This window comes from Chryseobacterium sp. 14P4.3.2 (assembly GCF_057799275.1).
The window spans coordinates 555,367-574,800 of the sequence record NZ_JBYOKO010000001.1; the positions used below are offsets into that span (position 1 = coordinate 555,367).

The window sequence follows — 19,434 nt, forward strand, 5'->3', positions numbered from 1 at the left end:
ATAAATAATTAATTCTTACCTTGTTTTTCTAGTTTATGAATTATTGTTAAAATAAAACTAAAAAATTACAACTAATATATTGATATTTGTTGGTATAAGCAAAAACTATTGGCATAAAGCCAATAGTTTGCAGTATGTGTAAAGTTTGTATTATTTACGGATAAGCTGTTTTAAATATTCGCCGTAGCCGCTTTTTCCGTATTTCACTGCGGTTTCAAGCAGTTTTTCTTCATTGATGAACTTATTTCGGAATGCGATTTCTTCGATGCAGCCAATTTTGAAGCCTTGTCTTTTTTCGATAACACTTACAAATTCAGAAGCGTCGTGAAGAGAGTCAAAGGTTCCGGTGTCCAGCCATGCAGTACCTCTGTCCAGAACGGCGACTTCCAGTTTTTGATTTTTCAGATAGACGTTATTGATGTCAGTGATCTCTAATTCACCCCTTGCAGAAGGTTGAATGTTTTTTGCAATCTCCACTACATTGTTGTCGTAAAAGTATAAACCTGGAACGGCGTAATTTGATTTTGGATTCAGTGGCTTTTCTTCAATAGAGACCGCTTTTAGATCTTTGTCGAATTCTACAACACCATATCTTTCAGGATCGGCAACATGGTATGCAAATACAACCCCTCCTTCAGGATTGGTTTTATTTTTCAGTAAAGTTCCCATTTCAGAACCATAAAAAATATTATCACCTAAAACCAGAGCGGCAGAATCATTGCCAATAAACTGATCTCCCAAAATAAATGCCTGGGCAAGTCCATCCGGGCTTGGCTGTACAACATATTCAATATTACATCCTATCTGAGAGCCATCCCCCAAAAGCTTGATAAATCCTTCCTGATCGTGTGGTGTTGTTATAATTAGGATATCCTTAATCCCGGCTAAAAGAAGCGTAGATAGTGGATAGTAAATCATAGGTTTATCATAAACAGGCATTAATTGCTTACTGACTGCTATGGTTAGAGGGTAAAGTCTTGTTCCGGAACCTCCGGCTAATATTATTCCTTTCATTTTAAATGTTTGTTTATACTATTGAATTCGATGTTTCCTGAGTCAAAATTTACAATAAATTTGCCATTATGATCTGAGAGATTCTCGTACTGGCTGTATTTTTGTAAAACGTTTGACAGCTCTTCAAAGTTTTTAGAATTCTTATTAAGGGCAAAATGCAGCTTGTATGCAGCTTGAATTGTTCCTCCATATAGATATCCGTTTTCAGATAGATTCTTTAAAAAAGAACGGTATTCATCTGGCCGTTGTAATGGTCCGTGTAATAAAGCCGGATTTTTATGATTTTCTTCGCCGTTCAGAATGACAATAATGTCTGGTTTGTATTTTTCAAAATAATTTATGTAAAGTTGTGTTTTTAACTGGCTGTTCCTGATTTTCACTAATCTTGCCAAATAGGGTTCAGAAAGGCCATTCATATCAATGAACTTACAGTCAAATGAATAAGGGATTGCGCCCGCATCACCAAATGCAAAATAAATTTCGCCAGGATTTTTAATATTTTTGTTGAAATATTTTCCTATTTGAATGTATTTATGTTGATTGATCTTTGTCTCCGTATCTGGGATAAATGTAAATATGTTATTTCTTACATTGGCAGAGGTTTTTCCGATTTGTAGTATGGCGATTGCCGCAATCAAGATGCCTTTTTTATTTGAAAATATTTGAACAATACTAAATGACAGAAGAATGTATATTATTCCAATAACATTAATAAGATAGCGGAAATAGATGCCAATAAGCGGATTGCTTTTAAGGAAGAAAAGGATTGTTAAAAGGCAAATAATAACCGATGAAATTATTATTTTTTTATCAATGAAATTTTCATCCTTTTTCAAAACTTTCATGAATATTGCTGCTGCAATAATAATTATGATATGAAATTTATATTCAACCAGGAAGTCTTTTACATAGAGAATACCTTCCTTTTTGAGTAGCCCTGTAGTGCTTACCTTTCGGTAAAAACCAGTAGGGAAAATATCGCTAAATATTAAATATTTAATCACAAGATATGCAGTAAATCCTACAAGAAAGTAAATAAGATGTCTTATGTATTTCTTTTTATCTCCAAAAATCATGAATACATAGATTAAAAAGGGAGAAAATAGTACAATATTTTCGGGCCTTATTAAAATAGATATAAAATAGGAAATAAATAGAAATAATGTGCCTTTCTGAGAAATTTTTATTCTTGCGCAGCTATAGATCATTGTTAAAAAGCACAGCAAATTTAGTAAGGTCTCAAAAGTCCATCCAATAATCCCCATGATATTTTTGTCAATAAAGCAAAAACTTACAAAAGTAATGGCAACTAAAACGCCTTTGCTTTTTTTACTGGTATTTAGGTTTACTGCTTTTAATAAAAAATATCCTGATAAGATAAGAGCAATAGAATTAATAAAAAAACCTGCAACTGGCAAAGGGAACTTTATGTATTCGAAAGGAATAAGAAGTAAAAGATATATTAAACTGGTAAAACCTTCACTTGGGATTTTTCTCGAATCATATGCAAAATAATTCCCATTGACAAAATTTTTAGCATAATTGAAATAGACAAAAGTGTCATCATTTACCATTACTTCAACATTTAAAACTATACAAATAATAGTTAAAACTGAGAAGATTAAGTAAAAACGGGGTGTTAGGATTTTATTTAATTCAAAGCTTGAAATGTTATTCATATTGTGAAGTGTAATATTTTTGATAATCACCACTTGTTACATTTTCCAGCCATTCTTTATTTTCCAGATACCAGTCAATTGTTTTTCCTAATCCTTCTTCAAAAGTTACAGATGGTTTCCATCCTAGATCCTGATTCAGCTTAGTTGCATCGATAGCATAACGTTTGTCATGTCCAGGTCTGTCTTTTACAAAAGTGATGAGTTTCTCAGAATAGCCTTCCGGTTTTCCAAGCTTAGCATCCATCTGCTTGATCAACTCTTTCACCAGATCAATATTTTGCCATTCGTTAAAACCGCCAATGTTATAAGTTTCTCCTGTTTTAGCTTCGTTAAAAATTTGGTGGATTCCCTTTGCGTGATCGATTACAAATAACCAGTCTCTCGTATATTTTCCATCACCATAGATTGGCAGTGGTCTTTCATTCATAATGTTAGAAATACAAAGAGGAATTAGCTTTTCAGGGAAGTGATTAGGTCCGTAATTATTTGAACAGTTTGATACAATGAAAGGCATGCCGTATGTGTTTCCATAGGCTCTTACCAAGTGGTCGGAAGCTGCTTTTGAAGCTGAGTATGGAGACTGAGGGTCGTAAGATGTTGTTTCTAAAAAGAATCCTGTTTCTCCCAAGCTTCCGTATACTTCATCTGTAGAAACATGATAGAATAAGTTGGTTCTTTTTTCGTCAGGGAATCTTCCGTGGGTGTGGTCCGGATTTAATATCCAGAACTCTTTACAAAGATTGAGGAGATTGGCTGTTCCATTCACATTGGTGTTGATAAATGCCATTGGGTCTGTGATGCTTCTGTCCACATGGCTTTCTGCAGCTAAATGTACTACAGCATCCGGATTATATTTTTCAAAGACTTTTCTAAGTTCTTCCGGTTGGGTGATATCTGCTTTTTCGAAAACATAATTAGGCTCATTTTCGATGTCTTTCAGGTTTTCCAGATTTCCGGCATAGGTAAGAGCATCAAGATTGATGATCATGATATCCGGGTTGTTTTTTACAAATTCTCTCACAACATGGGATCCGATGAATCCGGCTCCTCCAGTAATAATAATATTTTTCATTTATGTTATTTTAAAATGGTCTTTCTTCCTATACTTTTATAATAAAATCCGTTTTGCTCAGGGATTTCCAGCGGATACATATTTCTGCCGTCAAAAATGACTTTGTTTTTCATTTTTTTAGCCATAAGTTCAAAATTAGGATTTTTGAACTCCGGCCATTCTGTAGCGATGAATAGTGCATCTGCATCTTCTAACGCATCATACATTCCCTTGGCGTATTGTATCTTGTCTCCGAGGAATTTTTTAACATTGTTTTCTGCAACGGCATCATAAGCTGTGATTTTTGCTCCTTTCTCTAATAAAAGAGCGATATTGTCCAATGATGAAGCTTCTCTTATGTCATCTGTATTGGCCTTGAAAGCAAGCCCCCACATTGCGATTTTCTTTCCTTCAATGTTGCCTCCAAAATATTTTTCAATTTCAGATACTAAAATTACTTTCTGAGTGGTATTTACATTTTCTGTTGCTTCCAGAATCTGGAAGTTAAAATCTTCCTGTTTTCCGGATTTTATCAATGCTTTCACATCTTTAGGAAAACAGCTTCCGCCATATCCGATACCCGGGAATAAAAACCGGTGCCCGATTCTGTCGTCACTACCCATTCCCAGTCTTACTTTGTCTACATCTGCACCCACCTTTTCACAGTAATTGGCAATCTCATTCATGAAAGTGATTTTTACAGCAAGAAATGAGTTCGCAGCATATTTTGTAAGTTCGGATGACTTCTCATCCATAAAGATAATGGGGATGCCGGTATTGGTAAAGGGCTGATAGATTTTAGACATAATGTCCTTTGCTCTTTCAGCACTTGCTCCTACAACCACTCTTGATGGATTCATGGAATCTTCAACCGCAAAACCTTCTCTTAAAAATTCAGGATTTGAAACTACATCAAAAGGAATGTCTGTTTTTGAAGATATAGTTTCTCTTACCCTATCGGCAGTTCCTACAGGTACGGTGCTTTTATTGACAATGACTTTGTATTCTGTCATCATTTCGCCAATATTGCTGGCAACATGCAGTACATAGGATAAATCCGCAGAACCGTCTTCTCCGGGAGGAGTAGGCAGCGCCAGATATATGACTTCACTTTTGTCTAATGCCTGTTTAAGGTCGGTGGTGAAAAATAATCTTTCGGATTGGATGTTTCTGAGAAACATTTCTTCAAGGTTCGGCTCATAGATGGGAACAATGCCGTTTTTCATACCTTCTACTTTTTTTTCATCAATATCAACACAGTATACTGAATTGCCAAGTTCTGCCAGAGTAGTTCCTGTAACCAATCCTACATAACCTGTTCCTACAATCGTTATATTCAAAATGTTTGTTTTTAAATTCTAGAAGCAAAAATAATAAAAATACTTTCACTTGCTTCTTTAATTTATCGTAAAAGAATTTTAAGCTATTTGCTTGATAATAAGATTATTTTGCTTTTTTAGAAAAAAGGCGTATATTTGCATTGGATTTACGGGAAAAATGGGAAGGCTTCGAAAGAAAGCCTTTTTTCGTACTGTAAATCAAGATAAAAGAACGTATGGAGTTTAGAAAAAGAATTGAAGAATTATTAAATGAATTCCTTGAGACAAGACAAGATCTGTTTCTTATTGATCTTAAGATCTCTGCAGGGGATGATATTACAGTGATTTTAGATGGAGACAATGGAGTTTCTTTGCAGGATTGCCTTGATGCAAGCCGTGCAATAGAGTTCAATATGGATCGTGAAGAACATGACTTTAGTCTGCAGGTGATGTCTGCAGGATTAAGTGAGCCTTTGGTTACTCCAAGACAGTTTGGTAAAAACATTGGAAGAGAAATTGAAGTGATGCTGGAGGATTCTTCTAAAATTGAAGGAGAATTGTCAAAAGTAGATGAAGAGAAGATCACCCTTATTCTACGTTACCGTAAGCCGAAAGATATCGGTAAAGGCAAGGTAGATGCAGAGGAGGAGAAAGAAATACCTTACTCCGAGATCAAAAAAGCATTAGTAGTAATTAAATTTTAAAAAGAAAAAAGAATAGATGGATAATATAGCGTTGATTGAATCCTTTGGTGATTTTAAAGACGAAAAGGGGATCAGTAAAATTGATCTTATGGCAATTATTGAGGATTCACTGAAGACACTTTTGAGAAAAAGATTTGATTCAGATGACCACTTTGACGTGATTGTGAACCCAGATAAAGGAGATTTTCAGATATTTTTGAATAAAACAATTGTAGAAGATGAGATGTCTGAAGATGATGATTTGGAAATTGAAATTTCTGAAGCAAAGAAGATTGACTCTACATTTGAAGTAGGTGAGGATTTTACAATGGAAATTCCTGTGGCTCAGTTGGGAAGAAGAAATATTCTTACACTGAAGCAGATTCTGGCTACAAAACTTCAGGAGCATAATAATGCAATGCTGTATGAACAGTTTAGAGATAAAATTGGAGAAATAGTTGTTGGGGAAATTCACCATATCCGTCACAAGCACGTGATTTTGTTGGATGATGAAGGGAATGAATTTATTTTACCAAAAGAAAACCAGATCCCATCCGATTTCTTTAAAAAGGGTGAGAATATCAGAGCTATTGTTGAGACAGTAGATTTTAAAGGTTCAAAACCACAGATTATTATTTCCAGAACTGCACCTAAGTTTCTTGAAAAGTTACTTGAGTTGGAAATTCCTGAAATCCAGGACGGAACTATTATCCTGAAAAAGGTAGTAAGAATTCCTGGGGAGAAGGCGAAGATTGCAGTAGATGCTTATGATGACAGAATTGATCCGGTAGGAGCTTGTGTTGGAGTGAAAGGATCCAGAATTCATGGCGTTGTAAGAGAGTTGAAAAATGAAAACATCGATGTTATTCAGTGGTCTAAAAACCCTGAGATTTTGGTGAAGAGAGCGTTAGGAAATGTTACGGTTAACAAGATTGAGATCAATGAGGAGACCAATTATGCATTGGTATATACTCCGGTTGAAGAAATTTCTAAAGTAATCGGAAAACAAGGTCAAAATATCAGACTGGCTTCTTGGTTGACAGGATATGAGATTGATGTATACAGAGAGTCCAGCGAGGATGACGATGTTGAATTGAGAGAATTCAACGACGACATTGAGCAGTGGATTTTGGATGAGTTTAAGAAAGTAGGACTTACGACTGCAAAATCAGTATTGGATAAAGAAACTGAAAGTCTTTTAAATATGGTAGACCTTGAAGAAGAAACAATTGAAGAGGTTAAACGTGTTCTGAGAGAAGAATTTGAAGATTAAGATTTTAATAAATTTTAATAAACAGTAAAAAGGAAATACTTTAATTTTAAAAATTAAAAAACAGTAAATAATATAGATGCCAAAAATTAGATTAAATAAAGCGGTTAAGGAATTCAATATTTCGATGTCCAGATTAGTAGAATTTTTACAGTCAAGGGGTTTCGTGGTTGAAAGCAATCCTAACGCTCAATTGGAAGAATCGGCATATTCTGCATTGGAAGCTGAGTTTGCTAAAGATGGCGAACAACGAAAGGCTTCCCATGAGGTGGTGATCACTAAAGTTCCGGAAGAAAAACTGGAAATTGAAGAAAAGAAAACCCCTGAAGTGATAAGAGCTAAAGCAAATAAACCAGAGACTAAAATTTTAGGTAAAATAGATCTAGAGCCTAAGAAGCCTGAAGTTGAGGAAGCTCCTGCAGTTCCTGTGGCTCCTGTTGCGACACCGGTTGAGGAAAAGAAAGAAGAAATCGTGAAAGAAGAACAGCCGGAAGTTAAAGCAGCCCCTGAAAAGCAGGAATTTAAAGTTTTGGATAAAATTGATTTGTCTCAAATAGAATCTAGAAACAGACCTGTGAAAAAAGACAAACCAAAAATGGAGGAGAAAAAAGAAGAAGTTAAACCTGTGGAACCAGTGAAAGAAACTCCAAAACCAGTAGTTGTAGAAGAGAAAAAAGTGGAAGCTCCTAAAGTAGAAGCTGCTCCTGAGTCTCAAGAACCACAAAAAATTGAAACAGTTTATCAAAAACTAGATGGTCCTAAGATCGTTGGAGAAAAGATTGACTTAACTCAGTTTGCACCAAAACCAGGTTCTGGAGCGAAAAAGAAAAGAAAGAGAATTGAAAAACCAGGTGGCCCGAATAACCAACAAGGTCAGGGGAATAATCAAAACTCAGGAAATAATAACCAAGGAGGCCAGGGCCAGGGAAACCGTCAGAATAACAACGGTGGACAAGGTGGTAACCGTCAGGGCCAAAATGGTCAGGGTGGTCCAGGAAACAGACCTCAAGGTCAGGGAGGTCCGGGAGGAAACCGTTTTGGAAATAACAATAATCAGAACCGCCCAGGTGGTCAAGGTGGAGGATTCAAAAAAGGTGCCCCGAATAACAGACCCGGACAGCGAGTTATGCCAGTTGAACTGACTGACGAACAAGTTAAAAACCAGATCAAAGAAACATTAGAGAAGCTTACTAACAAAGGAGGGAAGTCTAAATCTGCAAAACACAGAAAAGATAAAAGAACATACAGAAGAGAACAGGATGAGCGTCAGCAAGAGCTAGAAGCACAAGACAGAACTCTTAAAGTAACGGAATTTATCACAGTAGGTGAATTGGCGAGTTTGATGAATGTTTCCCCAACTGAAGTAATCTCTGCTTGTTTCTCACTAGGTGTAATGGTTACGATGAACCAGAGACTTGAAGCTGATACTTTATTATTGGTTGCTGACGAATTCGGTTATAAAATTGAATTCTCAGATGCTGATCTGGAAGAAAGTGATAGTGAAGAAATTATAGATTCTGAAGAAGATCTAATGTCAAGAGCTCCAATTGTAACAGTAATGGGACACGTTGACCACGGTAAGACTTCATTACTTGACTACATTAGAAAAACAAATGTAATTGCCGGTGAATCTGGAGGAATTACACAGCATATTGGTGCTTACAACGTGAAACTTGAAAACGGACAAAGAATTACATTCTTAGATACTCCGGGTCACGAAGCGTTTACAGCGATGAGAGCCAGAGGTGCTCAGATCACGGATATTGCAATTATCGTAATTGCTGCCGATGATGATGTGATGCCTCAGACGAGAGAAGCTATTTCTCACGCACAGGCTGCTGGTGTACCAATGATTATTGCATTAAACAAGGTAGATAGACCGAGTGCAAACCCTGATAATGTTAGACAGCAGCTTTCCGGAATGAATATTCTGGTAGAAGAATGGGGAGGGAATGTACAGGCGCAGGAAATTTCTGCAAAATTTGGTAACAATATGGATATTCTATTAGAAAAGGTATTACTTCAGGCAGAAATGCTTGATTTAAAAGCTAATCCTAATAGAAATGCTCAAGGTGTTGTTATTGAAGCTTCACTGGATAAAGGAAGAGGATACGTAGCAACAATGTTGGTACAGACAGGAACTTTAAAAGTGGGAGATTATGTAGTGGCAGGTAAAAACCACGGTAAGGTAAAAGCGATGCTTGATGAAAGAGGAAGAAACCTTACAGAAGCTGGTCCATCTATTCCTGTAACTATTTTAGGATTGGACGGTGCTCCTACAGCCGGTGATAAGTTTAAAGTATATGAAGATGAAAGTGAAGCTAAGACTATCGCTAATAAGAGAGAGCAGCTTCAGAGAGAACTTTCAATCAGAACTAAGAAACATACGACACTTGAAGAATTAGGTAGAAGAATTGCTTTAGGTGATTTCAAAGAATTGAATATTATCTTAAAAGGTGACGTGGATGGATCAGTGGAAGCACTATCCGATCAGTTGCAAAGGTTATCTACTGCTGAAATTAACGTTAATATTCTTCACAAAGGAGTAGGACAGATTACTGAATCTGACGTTAACTTAGCTGCTGCTTCAGATGCTATTATCATCGGATTTAACGTAAGAGCCGGTGCTAACGCTAAAGATCTTGCAGACAGAGAAGAAATTGAAATCCGAAACTATTCTGTAATCTATGCTGCTATTGAAGAGGTGAAAGAAGCTATGGAAGGGATGCTTTCTCCTGAAATTAAAGAACAGGTAATCGGTAATGTCGAGATAAGAGAGGTATTTAAGATCTCTAAAGTCGGAACAATTGCTGGATGTATGGTTCTTTCAGGAAAAGTGGCCAGAAACTCTAAAGTAAGAGTATTGAGAGATGGAATCGTGAAATTTGACGGAGAGCTTGAAAGCTTGAAGCGTTTCAAAGATGATGTGAAGGAAGTAACAAAAGGTTACGAATGTGGTCTGAACCTGAAAGGGTATAATGATATCGAAGTCGGTGATATTCTTGAAGTTTACGAAGAAGTAGCCGTTAAGAAAAAACTGAAATAATTCTTTCAGATAAAATAGAAACAGCCGTCTCAATGAGACGGCTGTTTTATTTGTAATAATTTTTCTATTTCACTAGGATGTTGATTGCCTAATCCTGGTTTAAGAAAGTGACCAGTTTTATCAAGTCTTCATCTTTATCAAACTTGATTTTATTAGACTTAAAGAAAGTGTTTAAAGCTTCTTTTTTATGGGGAAACTGCTCGATGATTTCTTTCTGATTTCGAGGTTTCTTTATAAAACCTTTGTCTGTTTTTATATAATATGCAGGATCTAAAGCCCTGAAATTTGCCGGTCTGTCACTAGCGTAAGAATTAGCTGCCGGAACAAGATCAGTGAATTTGGTTTTTACTTTTTTATACAAACTGTTTTTGCCATTAACTAGTTCTAAAAAATAACCGCTTAAATCGTCAGAGGTCTGAAGAAGTACGATTGTTTGTTTAGGAGAGGAAATTTCAATTCTTGAAAAGTCTGCAGTCTTAGGAAGAACCTGAATTTCGTTGTTTTTCTTGAACTCCACTTCATCACTATAGCTGTTATAACGTACCGGAACCTGTTCATAGTTAGCAGCCACCTTAGCGTTAGAAAATTCTTTAGTAAGATATGGAGAAGCTCCTGGAATTTCATCATATTTCAAAGTCTTACCTGTTGTAGACTTGATTCCATCAAATACGGATTGTGCGCCTGTAGCACCGTTTATAGAAAGGGTCTGTTGGCCAAAGCTGAAGTTAAGGCCAGCGAGAATTAATGTGGTTAAAATCGTTTTTTTCATGCTTTAAATTTATGAAATTTTTGTTTTTTTAAGTAATATGTTAATACACTATTTTATAAGAATATAGCATATATTCTTTTTTGTTTGTAAAGAAAGTGATTTTTTTGAAATTAATGAATAAAATATTATGATCTTGCCTTAAAAATATATTTTCTTCTATAAAGTTGTTAGAAGGCTGAAAATTAGCACTATTGTAATTTAGATTTATTATAAATAATTTTTTTTAAGTTGACTATAAAACGTTAAAAGATTGAATTTTTGGATTTTATTTTAAATTTTAAAGAATAATTTACATGATAAATTACGAAATATGTTATATATTCAATGTTAAACCTGGTATATTGTGAATATTAAAGAGTAAGATGTAAATGAAAAATTTGCTAGTATTAATATTTATTAACATATTTGCCCCTAAAATATATTAAAATTTGTTAATATGAATGTTAAACTACGTGTATTAACAGCTGGTGTTTTGTTTTTTACAGGCCAGGCTGTGTTTGCTCAGGAAAATGGCTCTAAGGACAAAAAGGACAAGGAGACGAAAATTGAGGAGGTAGTTGTTTTAGGGTATAGTAAGACAGCTACAAAGGCAAAATCTACAACTGCTTCAGTGACAGTTGGTTCTGAAACGTTAGAAAACAGACCAAATATTTCTGTTTTGAACTCAATTCAGGGTACAGCTCCTGGTATTGTAGTTAACTCAGCATCTGGTTCTCCGGGTTCTGGTAAATTCAATATCCTTATTAGAGGTTTGAGTTCATTAAATGGTTCTAGAGATCCATTATATGTAGTAGATGGTGTCATCACATCTGGATCTCAGTTTAGAAACCTAAACTCTTATGATATTGATACATTCAGTATTCTGAAAGATGCTCAGGCAACTGCCATCTATGGTAACAGAGCAGCTAATGGGGTTGTTGTAATTACAACAAAAGGAGGGAAATTTAATTCTGGATTAAAGGTTTCTTATGATGCATTGACATCTTTCTCCATGATACCTAAGACACAGTACAACATGTCTAATGCTAAGCAGTTGTTACAAATACAAAAAAATTATGATGGAGGTTATGCAGCTGATGTCGGTTTGTCTCAACAAGACATTGATAATTGGTCGACAGACACAGACTGGAGAAAACAATTTACTCAGGTAGGTATTTCCCAGCAACATAACTTGTCTATTACTGGTGGTGGAGAAAATATTAATAATTTCTTATCTTTAGGATATTTAGATAGTGAAGGTACTATAAAGTCTACTGATTTCAAGAGATTTACATTGAGAAATAACTTGAGTGGTAGATCTAAAGATGGTAAGTTAACCTTCGGAACTATTATAGGATTAGGATATTCTAAGAGAAATCAGTTAGATGATGAGGAGAATTCAGGAGTTTCTAACAATGTAATACAAAACCCATTATTTGGAAGTGTAATTTCACCTACTTATTTAGCTCCTAATCCTTATTCTAATGGGGTGCAATTATTCAATGCTATCGGACAGAATAGCGCAGCCTACAGACCCTGGGTTCTTCAGGACAACATTAATGGAGGCGTAAGAAACAGATTTACTGAATTAAGTATTTCTGCTAATGCCAATGTAAACTATAAAATAACTGATTATTTAACTGTTGGTAACAGAACTGGTATTGAGTATAAAGAATACGAAAGAATCTTTGCAAGAGGTGCTCAGGGATATTTATCTACAGCTGTAGCTGCTAGTTCAGGTGCTAAATACGGAGGGTCAGAAAGTTTTACTACAACTCAGGACTTAACATTTAACAGTATTACGAACATTACATTTAACAAAACATTTGGAGATCATACGCTTTCAGTAGCGGCTTACATGGATTATATAAAAGCTCATGTAAATACTAATACTCAAACTCAAAATGGATTGAACCCATTGCAATGGCAATTCGGAGCAGGTACAGGTTATATTCCTTTTAACCCGGATACTCCAAATATTTACAGACCAACTGTTGGCGCTTCAAAAGTAACAGCGGGAACATTAGCTTATTTCGGGACGTTAGATTACGATTATAAAGATAAATATGGGATAAGTGGAGTTGTAAGAAGAGATGGGTCATACCGTTTCTTACCTACAAACAGATGGGAGACTTTCTGGTCTGCTGCGGTTAGATGGAATATCGATAAAGAAGATTTCATGGCCAACTCTGGATTCAGATTACTTAAGTTAAGAGCTTCCATTGGTACAACAGGTAACCAGAACTTAGGAATTGCAACTAATAATGCTAACCCATTAGCGTTACTTCCAAACAACTTCCTTGATTTATACTCAGGAATTTCAGGATACCAGAACTTAATGGGATATAACTTTGTTAACTTATCAAACCCATACTTAAAATGGGAGCAGGTAAAACAGACAGATATTGGTTTAGATTTTAACTATAAAGGTATTGTAGAAGGTAGTTTTGATTACTATCAAAAAAGAACATCCAGAATGTATAACACTTTACAATTCTCTGCAGCTACCGGAACTTATGGTATTAGAGGGAATAACGGGGTTCTTGATAATAAAGGGGTTGAAGGTTTAATCAGATTTAATGCAATTAAAAATGAAAACCTGAAGTTATCAATCTTTGTTAACGGTGCATACAATTCTAACAAAATTGTTTCAATGAGTAATGAGGATCTTGCAGGAGATGTCGTTAATGCTGTTGGAGGACCTATTAGTCAATATCAGTTGTATCACTATGCCGGTGTAAATTCAGCAAATGGTAACTTACTATTTGTTGACAAAAACGGAAATACTACAGAAAACGTAACATCTGCAGATAGAATCTTAACTGGAAAATCTCCGTATGCTAAATTTACCGGTGGTTTTGGATTTAACTTCCAGTATAAAGGATGGTTCTTGGATACTCTATTCTCATTCCAGCAAGGAGGATATATCTATGATAACTTACACTCTTGGGTAATGAATCCTGATTATGCAGCTAGTAATATCAACGTATCTGCAGATTTATTAAATGCTTGGACTCCACAGAATACAGGATCTAACGTTCCGAACTTAGATGCTACCAACGCTACTTTAGATGGGTCGTCAGACAGATTCTTGTATAAATCAGATTTCATAAGACTTAAAAATATTTCTTTAGGATATTCATTCACTAAAGAACAGTTAGGAAAATTACCAGTTAAGGGAATTAAAGTGTTCGTTCAGGCTGAAAACATCTATACATGGAGCAGCTGGAAAGGTTTTGACCCAGAGCCGGTTACTACTTATTCGTTAAACGTATATCCGAACCCTAAAACGGTGTCAGTTGGGTTAAATGTTGATTTTTAATAAAAAAGAATTATGAAAAGAATTATAAATACAGTTTTAATTTTAGCAACTTTATCAGCAACAGGATTTGCTTTGAACAGTTGCCAAGATGCTCTTGATATTAAACAAGCAGGAGAATTAAAGCCTGAAGAAGTGTTTACGAATGTATCAAATTTAAGTGAAGCTTTAAATGGATCAGTTTATGCAATATTTGATCCAATAGATGAAATATATTTTACTGCTGTTTTTACTGATGAGGTAAAACCGGGTAGTGGTAGTGGAGGTCAGGAGTATGATTTACACAGGTTCTTTCTAGATCCATCTACTTCAGCTGTTGGAGGAGGTACTATCAGTACTACCTCAACTGACGGAATCTGGCTTAATAACTATAAAGTTATTAACAGAATTAACAGATTGTTGGAAGGAGCGAAAAGTATTACTCCTAATGGTGCTGCGGAAACAGCTACATATAATAATATCCTTGCACAAGCGAGAGCAATCAGAGCATTTTGTTATGTTCAGCTGGAGGCTTATTTTTCTACCAACATGAAGGATCCTGGTGCTTTAGGGGTTCTTCTTGTTAAAGATGTGCCTTCTACAGATGCTAAATTGCCTAGAGTAAAGAATCAGGATGTTTATGACTTTATCAATTCAGACTTAGATTACGCAAGAGGTATATTAACTTCATCTTCATCTAATGCTGCTAGGTATTATGTAGATAAAAATTTCGTTAATGCTCTTACTGCTCGTTTCAATATATATAGAGGAAATACAGCATTGGCAAAACAATATGCTCAAGATGTTATTTCAAATTCTGGTTTGAGCCTTACTGTAGCAACACCTGGCTCTATTCTCATTGACCCTAATAATCCTGCTTTAGGATTTCAACCTGTAGGTAATCCAGCTTGGAATACAGCATTTTATGGTACAGCATCTTCTTTTAACCCATACAGAAATATGTGGAATGATTCTGCAAGAGGGGAGATTATTTTCTCTCTAAACAGACTTCCATTAGGAGCAGGTGGAAGTATCGGAACAAGATGGAATACTAACCAATCTACTGTAAGTGGAGTACCAATGTGGTTCTTAGGCAGAAATTTATTTAATTTAATTTATACTCCTACAGGGCAGCCAGACAAAGGAGATATTAGAAGATACAATTATATAGATCCAACATCTGTTATCAATACAAATTATATGAATGTTGATTCTAAAGCCGATAGATTAGTAATTGATAAGTATCCAGGTAAAACAAGTACAGCGACAAGAAATGATTTAAAAGTATTTAGATTATCAGAAATGTACTTTATCTTGGCCGAAGCTGAAACAGCGGCTGGTAACTTATCTACAGCTCAGGGATTAATTCAGCAAGTGAGAGCAGCTAGAAATTATTTAGGAACAGCAACAACTCCTACTTATGCTAATGCTCAATCTGCTTATGCTGATATTTTGAAAGAGCGTAGAATTGAATTAGCTTTAGAAGGACACCGTTATATAGATTTAAAAAGACTTGCAACAGTAGCAGGTGTAACGATGGATAGAAACATTAAAGATGATTTTATCACGCTTCCTGTTCTTAATCTGCCAAATGATAGTTATAAGTATACTTTACCTATCCCTGTGCAAGAGACTTCGGCTAACCCGAATGCTCAGCAAAACCCTGGTTATTAATTAACAATAATCATATTATATACAACCCCTGCTCTGAGCAGGGGTTTTTATTTGCTATTATTTCTTATTTTTGCTGTACAATAATGAATAATGAAGTACATCCTTTTCATACTTTCTTTTTTTAGTTTCGTGGCCAAGGCCCAGATCGTGGACAAAGCAGGTGCCAGGAAGCCTCTGCAAAAAAAAGAAGATACACTAGTAATAGACTCGGGGAAGAAAGATTCCCTGAAAATTTTCAAACCTACCATCAACGATTATCAATTCCAAACTCAGTTTTCAGAAAAGAAAGTGTATGATACGGTAATGACTTTTGATAAGACCAACATCTTTTCTCAATATAATAACCGGGACAACTTCGGGAGAATTCAGCCGGCCAATATAGGTTCGGGATTCAATCCCCTGGTTTTTGAAGTCAATGCAGAAGAAAACCTTTCTTTACTGCCTTCCAATAAATCTTATATGATCATTGGAGCTAATGATGTAAAGTATTACGACGTAAAAACACCTACGGCAACTTTTGTTTATCATAATGCAATGAGAAATGGAGCTGCTTTAAATTCTACCTATACTCAAAACATTGGAAAAAGATTCAACTTTTCTGTTGAATATATGGGACTCCGCTCTCAGGGACTTTACAGAAATTCATTAGCGGCAAATAATAATACCATATTTTCAGGACACTATACTTCGAAAAGTGGAAACTATGAACTTTTTGCCCATTATTTACATCAAAATGTAAATAACCAGGAAAGTGGGGGGATCACTGAAGATAATCTTTTTCAGAACGGGGACAGCAACTATAAAAACAGACAGAATGCTCAGGTAAACTTAGCTTCGAGTAGTTCCCAGTTTTCTTACAGAAGATATTATCTGAGTCAGCAGTTCACACCATTTAATTCAGCAAAATTTCCTTTCAGCATCAGACATACCATTTTTCACCAGGGAAATAAATACTATTATAACCAGGGTGCATTAGAAACTTATTGGTACAAGGATGCAACAGAGTTAGTGAATGGCTTTCCGCTGACAACAAAAAAATATTCTGAAAACTTAAGCAATACGGTAAGTTTGATTTTTAATAACGAAAAATTTAAGCTTGATGCTGGAGTACGTTATCAGATCATCAAACTTGGAATAAGAGATGTCGTTGCGTTGAACGGAGTTCCTTTTCCTGGCGAACTTAAAGAAAACAGAATTGGAGCTGTTGGAAATTTACAGGTAAAGCTTTTGGATAAAATTCAGTTAAATTCATTTTTAGAATTTTCAAACGGAAGTCAGTTTAAAAGCTATCTTAGAACAACAAACAACTTAAAATTTGAGCCTATAAAAGATTATTTTGTAAATGCTAAGGTTAATTTTCAAAGTGCTTATCCATCATTCAATTATTTGCTAAATACTTCTGTATATAATAAATTCAACTATTATCTTGAAAATGCAAAAAATCAGTCCGTAATGGAACTTGGAGGAAGTATCAATTTAAAATGGTTTAAAACAGAGATCTTTGCCAACTATTTCAGAATTGATAATTATACTTATTTTGATAGTAATGGGAATCCGAAACAGAGTGATAACTCTTTGAATATTTCTCAGATCGGAGGTGATGCTACATTTAGCTATGGTAAATTTCACTTAAATACAAGACTGCATTTCCAAAATGCATTGACAAATAAAGATCTGCTTCCTATGCCGGGATTTATTGGTAGAGCCAACTTCTTCTATCAGACACAGGCATTCAAAAAAGCTGCAGAAATTCAGGCAGGACTTAAAGTGTATTACTTCTCTAAATTTGCATCAAGAGATTATCTTCCTGTTCTCAATGAATATATTCTTCCCGATTCAAACTCATTTTCAATCGGGGGGCAGCCTATTGCGGACCTTTATATCAATATGAAAGTGAAGAAAATGTTCTTCTTTATAGAAGGACAGCAGATAGGGACCTTTATTTCTAATAACAAAGCGTATGCATTTCCACACTACCCGGTATATGATTTCAGACTCAATATTGGTATTGTATGGTATATGTTCAACTAAAAACTGTACAAGTTGAAAACAATTAATAAATTATCATTTAACGATATAGCAAGCATACCTCAATTGGTAAAAGATTTTTTGAACCAAAAAATTGAGGGTTTTGAAAATAAAACATTTTCTTTAGATAACTTCAGCCAGCAGATACATCAAAAACAAAACTCCTTTTCACCTGAACAGAGAACCGTTTTATTTGATGTATTTGAAAAGCAGCTTTCGGATATTAAGCTGTCCTCAAAACAGAAAGAAAATCTGGAATACCTTAAACTGCCGGATACGTTTACCATTACAACAGGGCATCAGCTGAATCTGTTTTCGGGACCGGTATTCTTTGTCTATAAAATTCTTCAGACAATAAAAACCTGTACCTATCTAAAAGAAAATTTTCCGGATTTTAATTTCGTTCCAGTATATTGGATGGCATCGGAGGATCATGACTTTGCCGAGATCAATCATTTTAAAACAGAGAACAATTACTACGAGACCAACGAAAAATCAGGAGGCCCGGTGGGGAGAATAGAAATCAGCGATATCTATTTTATTTCCGAATTTGAAAAAGAATTTAAAGATTCTGTTTTCGGAACCGAATTGATCCTGATGATGAAGGAGGCCTATAAACCGGGAAATACTTTAACACAGGCTATTAAAATTCTTGTAAACCGTCTCTTTTCTGAATTTGGTCTATTGATATTAGATGGTGATTCCAAAGAACTGAAAAATCAGATCAAAGGAGTTTTTAAAGATGAACTTCTTCATTTCAGTTTAGAAAAACAATCTAAAGCTAAAGTAGATTTTCTGACCGAAAAATATGGAAAGGTTCAGGTGAACCCCAGGGAAATTAATCTTTTCTATCTTTCCGATACCAGAGACAGAATTGAATTTAATGGTCAGAAATATATCATTGTAGATAAGAATATTCAGTTTACAGAAGAGGAGATATTGTCTGAACTGGAAAATCATCCTGAAAAATTCAGTCCTAATGCATTAATGCGTCCGGTATATCAGGAAAGGGTACTTCCAAATCTTGCTTACATTGGAGGAAATGCAGAAATCATGTATTGGCTGGAACTTAAAGATTACTTTTCAACCATTAATATTCCTTTTCCTATCCTCATTCCAAGGAATTCTATGCTTTTCTTAAAAGAGAAAACACTTGGGAAAATTGAAAAGCTGGATCTTAAAATAGAAGACTTTTTTCAGAATTTCACAGTACTTACCAATCATAAAATTTTAGAAGATAATACCATTTTGAAATTATTGGATGAGAAAGAGGAGTTGCTGATGCATAATTTTGAAGAGCTAAAAACTTCTGCAGAAACTACTGAGAAATCTTTTGGAAATATGGTGAAAGCAGAAGAAGTGAGACAGCTGAAATCATTCAAAAGAATGAAAAAGCGTTTGCTTCATGCCGAAAAAATAAAACAGATTGAATTGTTGGAAAGACTTGAAAATCTGTTTTTAGATGTTCATCCCGGGAAAACATGGCAGGAAAGAGTCTATAATTTTAGTGTGTTCTTTTCAGACTATGGTTATTCGTGGCTTGAAAATTGTTTCGAAGAAATGGTGGTTCAAGATTCCAAACTAATAATTGTTGCCATTTAATTTTAAAGAAGTATTTTTGTAA

General features: G+C 35.1%; 12 protein-coding genes. 7 read left to right on the plus strand and 5 right to left on the minus strand.

Going from position 1 to position 19,434, the window contains the following annotated elements; all coding sequences use genetic code 11:
- Window positions 1-150: 150 nt before the first annotated feature.
- From rfbA to AC27VX_RS02555, 4 genes are read right to left on the minus strand one after another with little or no spacing between them, the layout of a single operon-like run.
- A complete protein-coding gene (rfbA, locus tag AC27VX_RS02540) occupies window positions 151-1,014 on the minus strand; it encodes a glucose-1-phosphate thymidylyltransferase RfbA (protein WP_236857037.1) in 864 nt (287 codons plus the stop codon).
- Window positions 1,011-2,693, minus strand: a complete 1,683-nt coding sequence (locus AC27VX_RS02545) for a DUF8728 domain-containing protein (protein ID WP_488693712.1) — start codon at window positions 2,691-2,693, stop codon at window positions 1,011-1,013. Before AC27VX_RS02545 ends, rfbA begins: the two co-directional genes overlap by 4 nt.
- The gene (gene rfbB / locus AC27VX_RS02550) at window positions 2,686-3,765 is read right to left on the minus strand and encodes a dTDP-glucose 4,6-dehydratase (protein ID WP_488693714.1); all 1,080 of its coding nucleotides are present in this window, start codon (window positions 3,763-3,765) and stop codon (window positions 2,686-2,688) included. The genes AC27VX_RS02545 and rfbB overlap by 8 nt, the downstream gene beginning before the upstream one ends.
- Before the next feature lie 5 nt (window positions 3,766-3,770).
- Complete coding sequence (locus AC27VX_RS02555; RefSeq protein WP_300691369.1) at window positions 3,771-5,084, minus strand: UDP-glucose dehydrogenase family protein; 1,314 nt, start codon at window positions 5,082-5,084, stop codon at window positions 3,771-3,773.
- Window positions 5,085-5,299: 215 nt separating this feature from the next.
- Between AC27VX_RS02555 and rimP the strand changes: the two genes are divergently transcribed.
- From rimP to infB, 3 genes are all read left to right on the plus strand, one after another.
- On the plus strand, window positions 5,300-5,767 hold the full coding sequence (rimP, locus tag AC27VX_RS02560; protein WP_236857040.1) for a ribosome assembly cofactor RimP: 468 nt from the start codon (window positions 5,300-5,302) through the stop codon (window positions 5,765-5,767).
- Between the two features lie 16 nt (window positions 5,768-5,783).
- Window positions 5,784-7,019, plus strand: coding sequence for a transcription termination factor NusA (nusA, locus tag AC27VX_RS02565; RefSeq protein WP_236857041.1), 1,236 nt, complete (start codon window positions 5,784-5,786; stop codon window positions 7,017-7,019).
- A gap of 76 nt (window positions 7,020-7,095) precedes the next feature.
- Complete coding sequence (gene infB / locus AC27VX_RS02570; protein ID WP_236857042.1) at window positions 7,096-10,062, plus strand: translation initiation factor IF-2; 2,967 nt, start codon at window positions 7,096-7,098, stop codon at window positions 10,060-10,062.
- An 88-nt stretch (window positions 10,063-10,150) separates the two neighbouring features.
- Here the strand turns inward: infB and AC27VX_RS02575 are convergent, their stop codons facing one another.
- Window positions 10,151-10,831 (minus strand): hypothetical protein, encoded by a 681-nt coding sequence (locus tag AC27VX_RS02575; protein WP_488693717.1) that lies wholly within the window; start codon window positions 10,829-10,831, stop codon window positions 10,151-10,153.
- A 436-nt stretch (window positions 10,832-11,267) separates the two neighbouring features.
- On the opposite strand from AC27VX_RS02575, the gene AC27VX_RS02580 reads away from it, so the two are divergent.
- The 4 genes from AC27VX_RS02580 to bshC all read left to right on the plus strand — a co-directional run bounded on the left by AC27VX_RS02580 (window position 11,268) and on the right by bshC (window position 19,412).
- On the plus strand, window positions 11,268-14,132 hold the full coding sequence (locus AC27VX_RS02580; protein WP_236857044.1) for a SusC/RagA family TonB-linked outer membrane protein: 2,865 nt from the start codon (window positions 11,268-11,270) through the stop codon (window positions 14,130-14,132).
- Between the two features lie 12 nt (window positions 14,133-14,144).
- A complete protein-coding gene (locus AC27VX_RS02585; protein ID WP_236857045.1) occupies window positions 14,145-15,782 on the plus strand; it encodes a RagB/SusD family nutrient uptake outer membrane protein in 1,638 nt (545 codons plus the stop codon).
- A gap of 90 nt (window positions 15,783-15,872) precedes the next feature.
- Complete coding sequence (locus tag AC27VX_RS02590) at window positions 15,873-17,813, plus strand: putative porin (RefSeq protein WP_488693719.1); 1,941 nt, start codon at window positions 15,873-15,875, stop codon at window positions 17,811-17,813.
- Between the two features lie 12 nt (window positions 17,814-17,825).
- Window positions 17,826-19,412 carry a bacillithiol biosynthesis cysteine-adding enzyme BshC gene (gene bshC / locus AC27VX_RS02595; protein ID WP_300690452.1) on the plus strand — a complete coding sequence of 529 codons (1,587 nt, stop codon included), beginning with the start codon at window positions 17,826-17,828 and terminating at the stop codon, window positions 19,410-19,412.
- Window positions 19,413-19,434: the final 22 nt, after the last annotated feature.

Excerpts from the sequence above, each read along its gene's own strand:
- AC27VX_RS02580 (WP_236857044.1), top strand. The coding sequence starts at position 11,268 with ATGAATGTTAAACTACGTGTATTAACAGCTGGTGTTTTGTTTTTTACA.
- AC27VX_RS02590 (WP_488693719.1), top strand. The coding sequence starts at position 15,873 with ATGAAGTACATCCTTTTCATACTTTCTTTTTTTAGTTTCGTGGCCAAG.
- AC27VX_RS02545 (WP_488693712.1), bottom strand. The coding sequence starts at position 2,693 with ATGAATAACATTTCAAGCTTTGAATTAAATAAAATCCTAACACCCCGT.
- AC27VX_RS02585 (WP_236857045.1), top strand. The coding sequence starts at position 14,145 with ATGAAAAGAATTATAAATACAGTTTTAATTTTAGCAACTTTATCAGCA.
- nusA (WP_236857041.1), top strand. The coding sequence starts at position 5,784 with ATGGATAATATAGCGTTGATTGAATCCTTTGGTGATTTTAAAGACGAA.
- rfbB (WP_488693714.1), bottom strand. The coding sequence starts at position 3,765 with ATGAAAAATATTATTATTACTGGAGGAGCCGGATTCATCGGATCCCAT.
- rimP (WP_236857040.1), top strand. The coding sequence starts at position 5,300 with ATGGAGTTTAGAAAAAGAATTGAAGAATTATTAAATGAATTCCTTGAG.
- infB (WP_236857042.1), top strand. The coding sequence starts at position 7,096 with ATGCCAAAAATTAGATTAAATAAAGCGGTTAAGGAATTCAATATTTCG.
- AC27VX_RS02575 (WP_488693717.1), bottom strand. The coding sequence starts at position 10,831 with ATGAAAAAAACGATTTTAACCACATTAATTCTCGCTGGCCTTAACTTC.
- rfbA (WP_236857037.1), bottom strand. The coding sequence starts at position 1,014 with ATGAAAGGAATAATATTAGCCGGAGGTTCCGGAACAAGACTTTACCCT.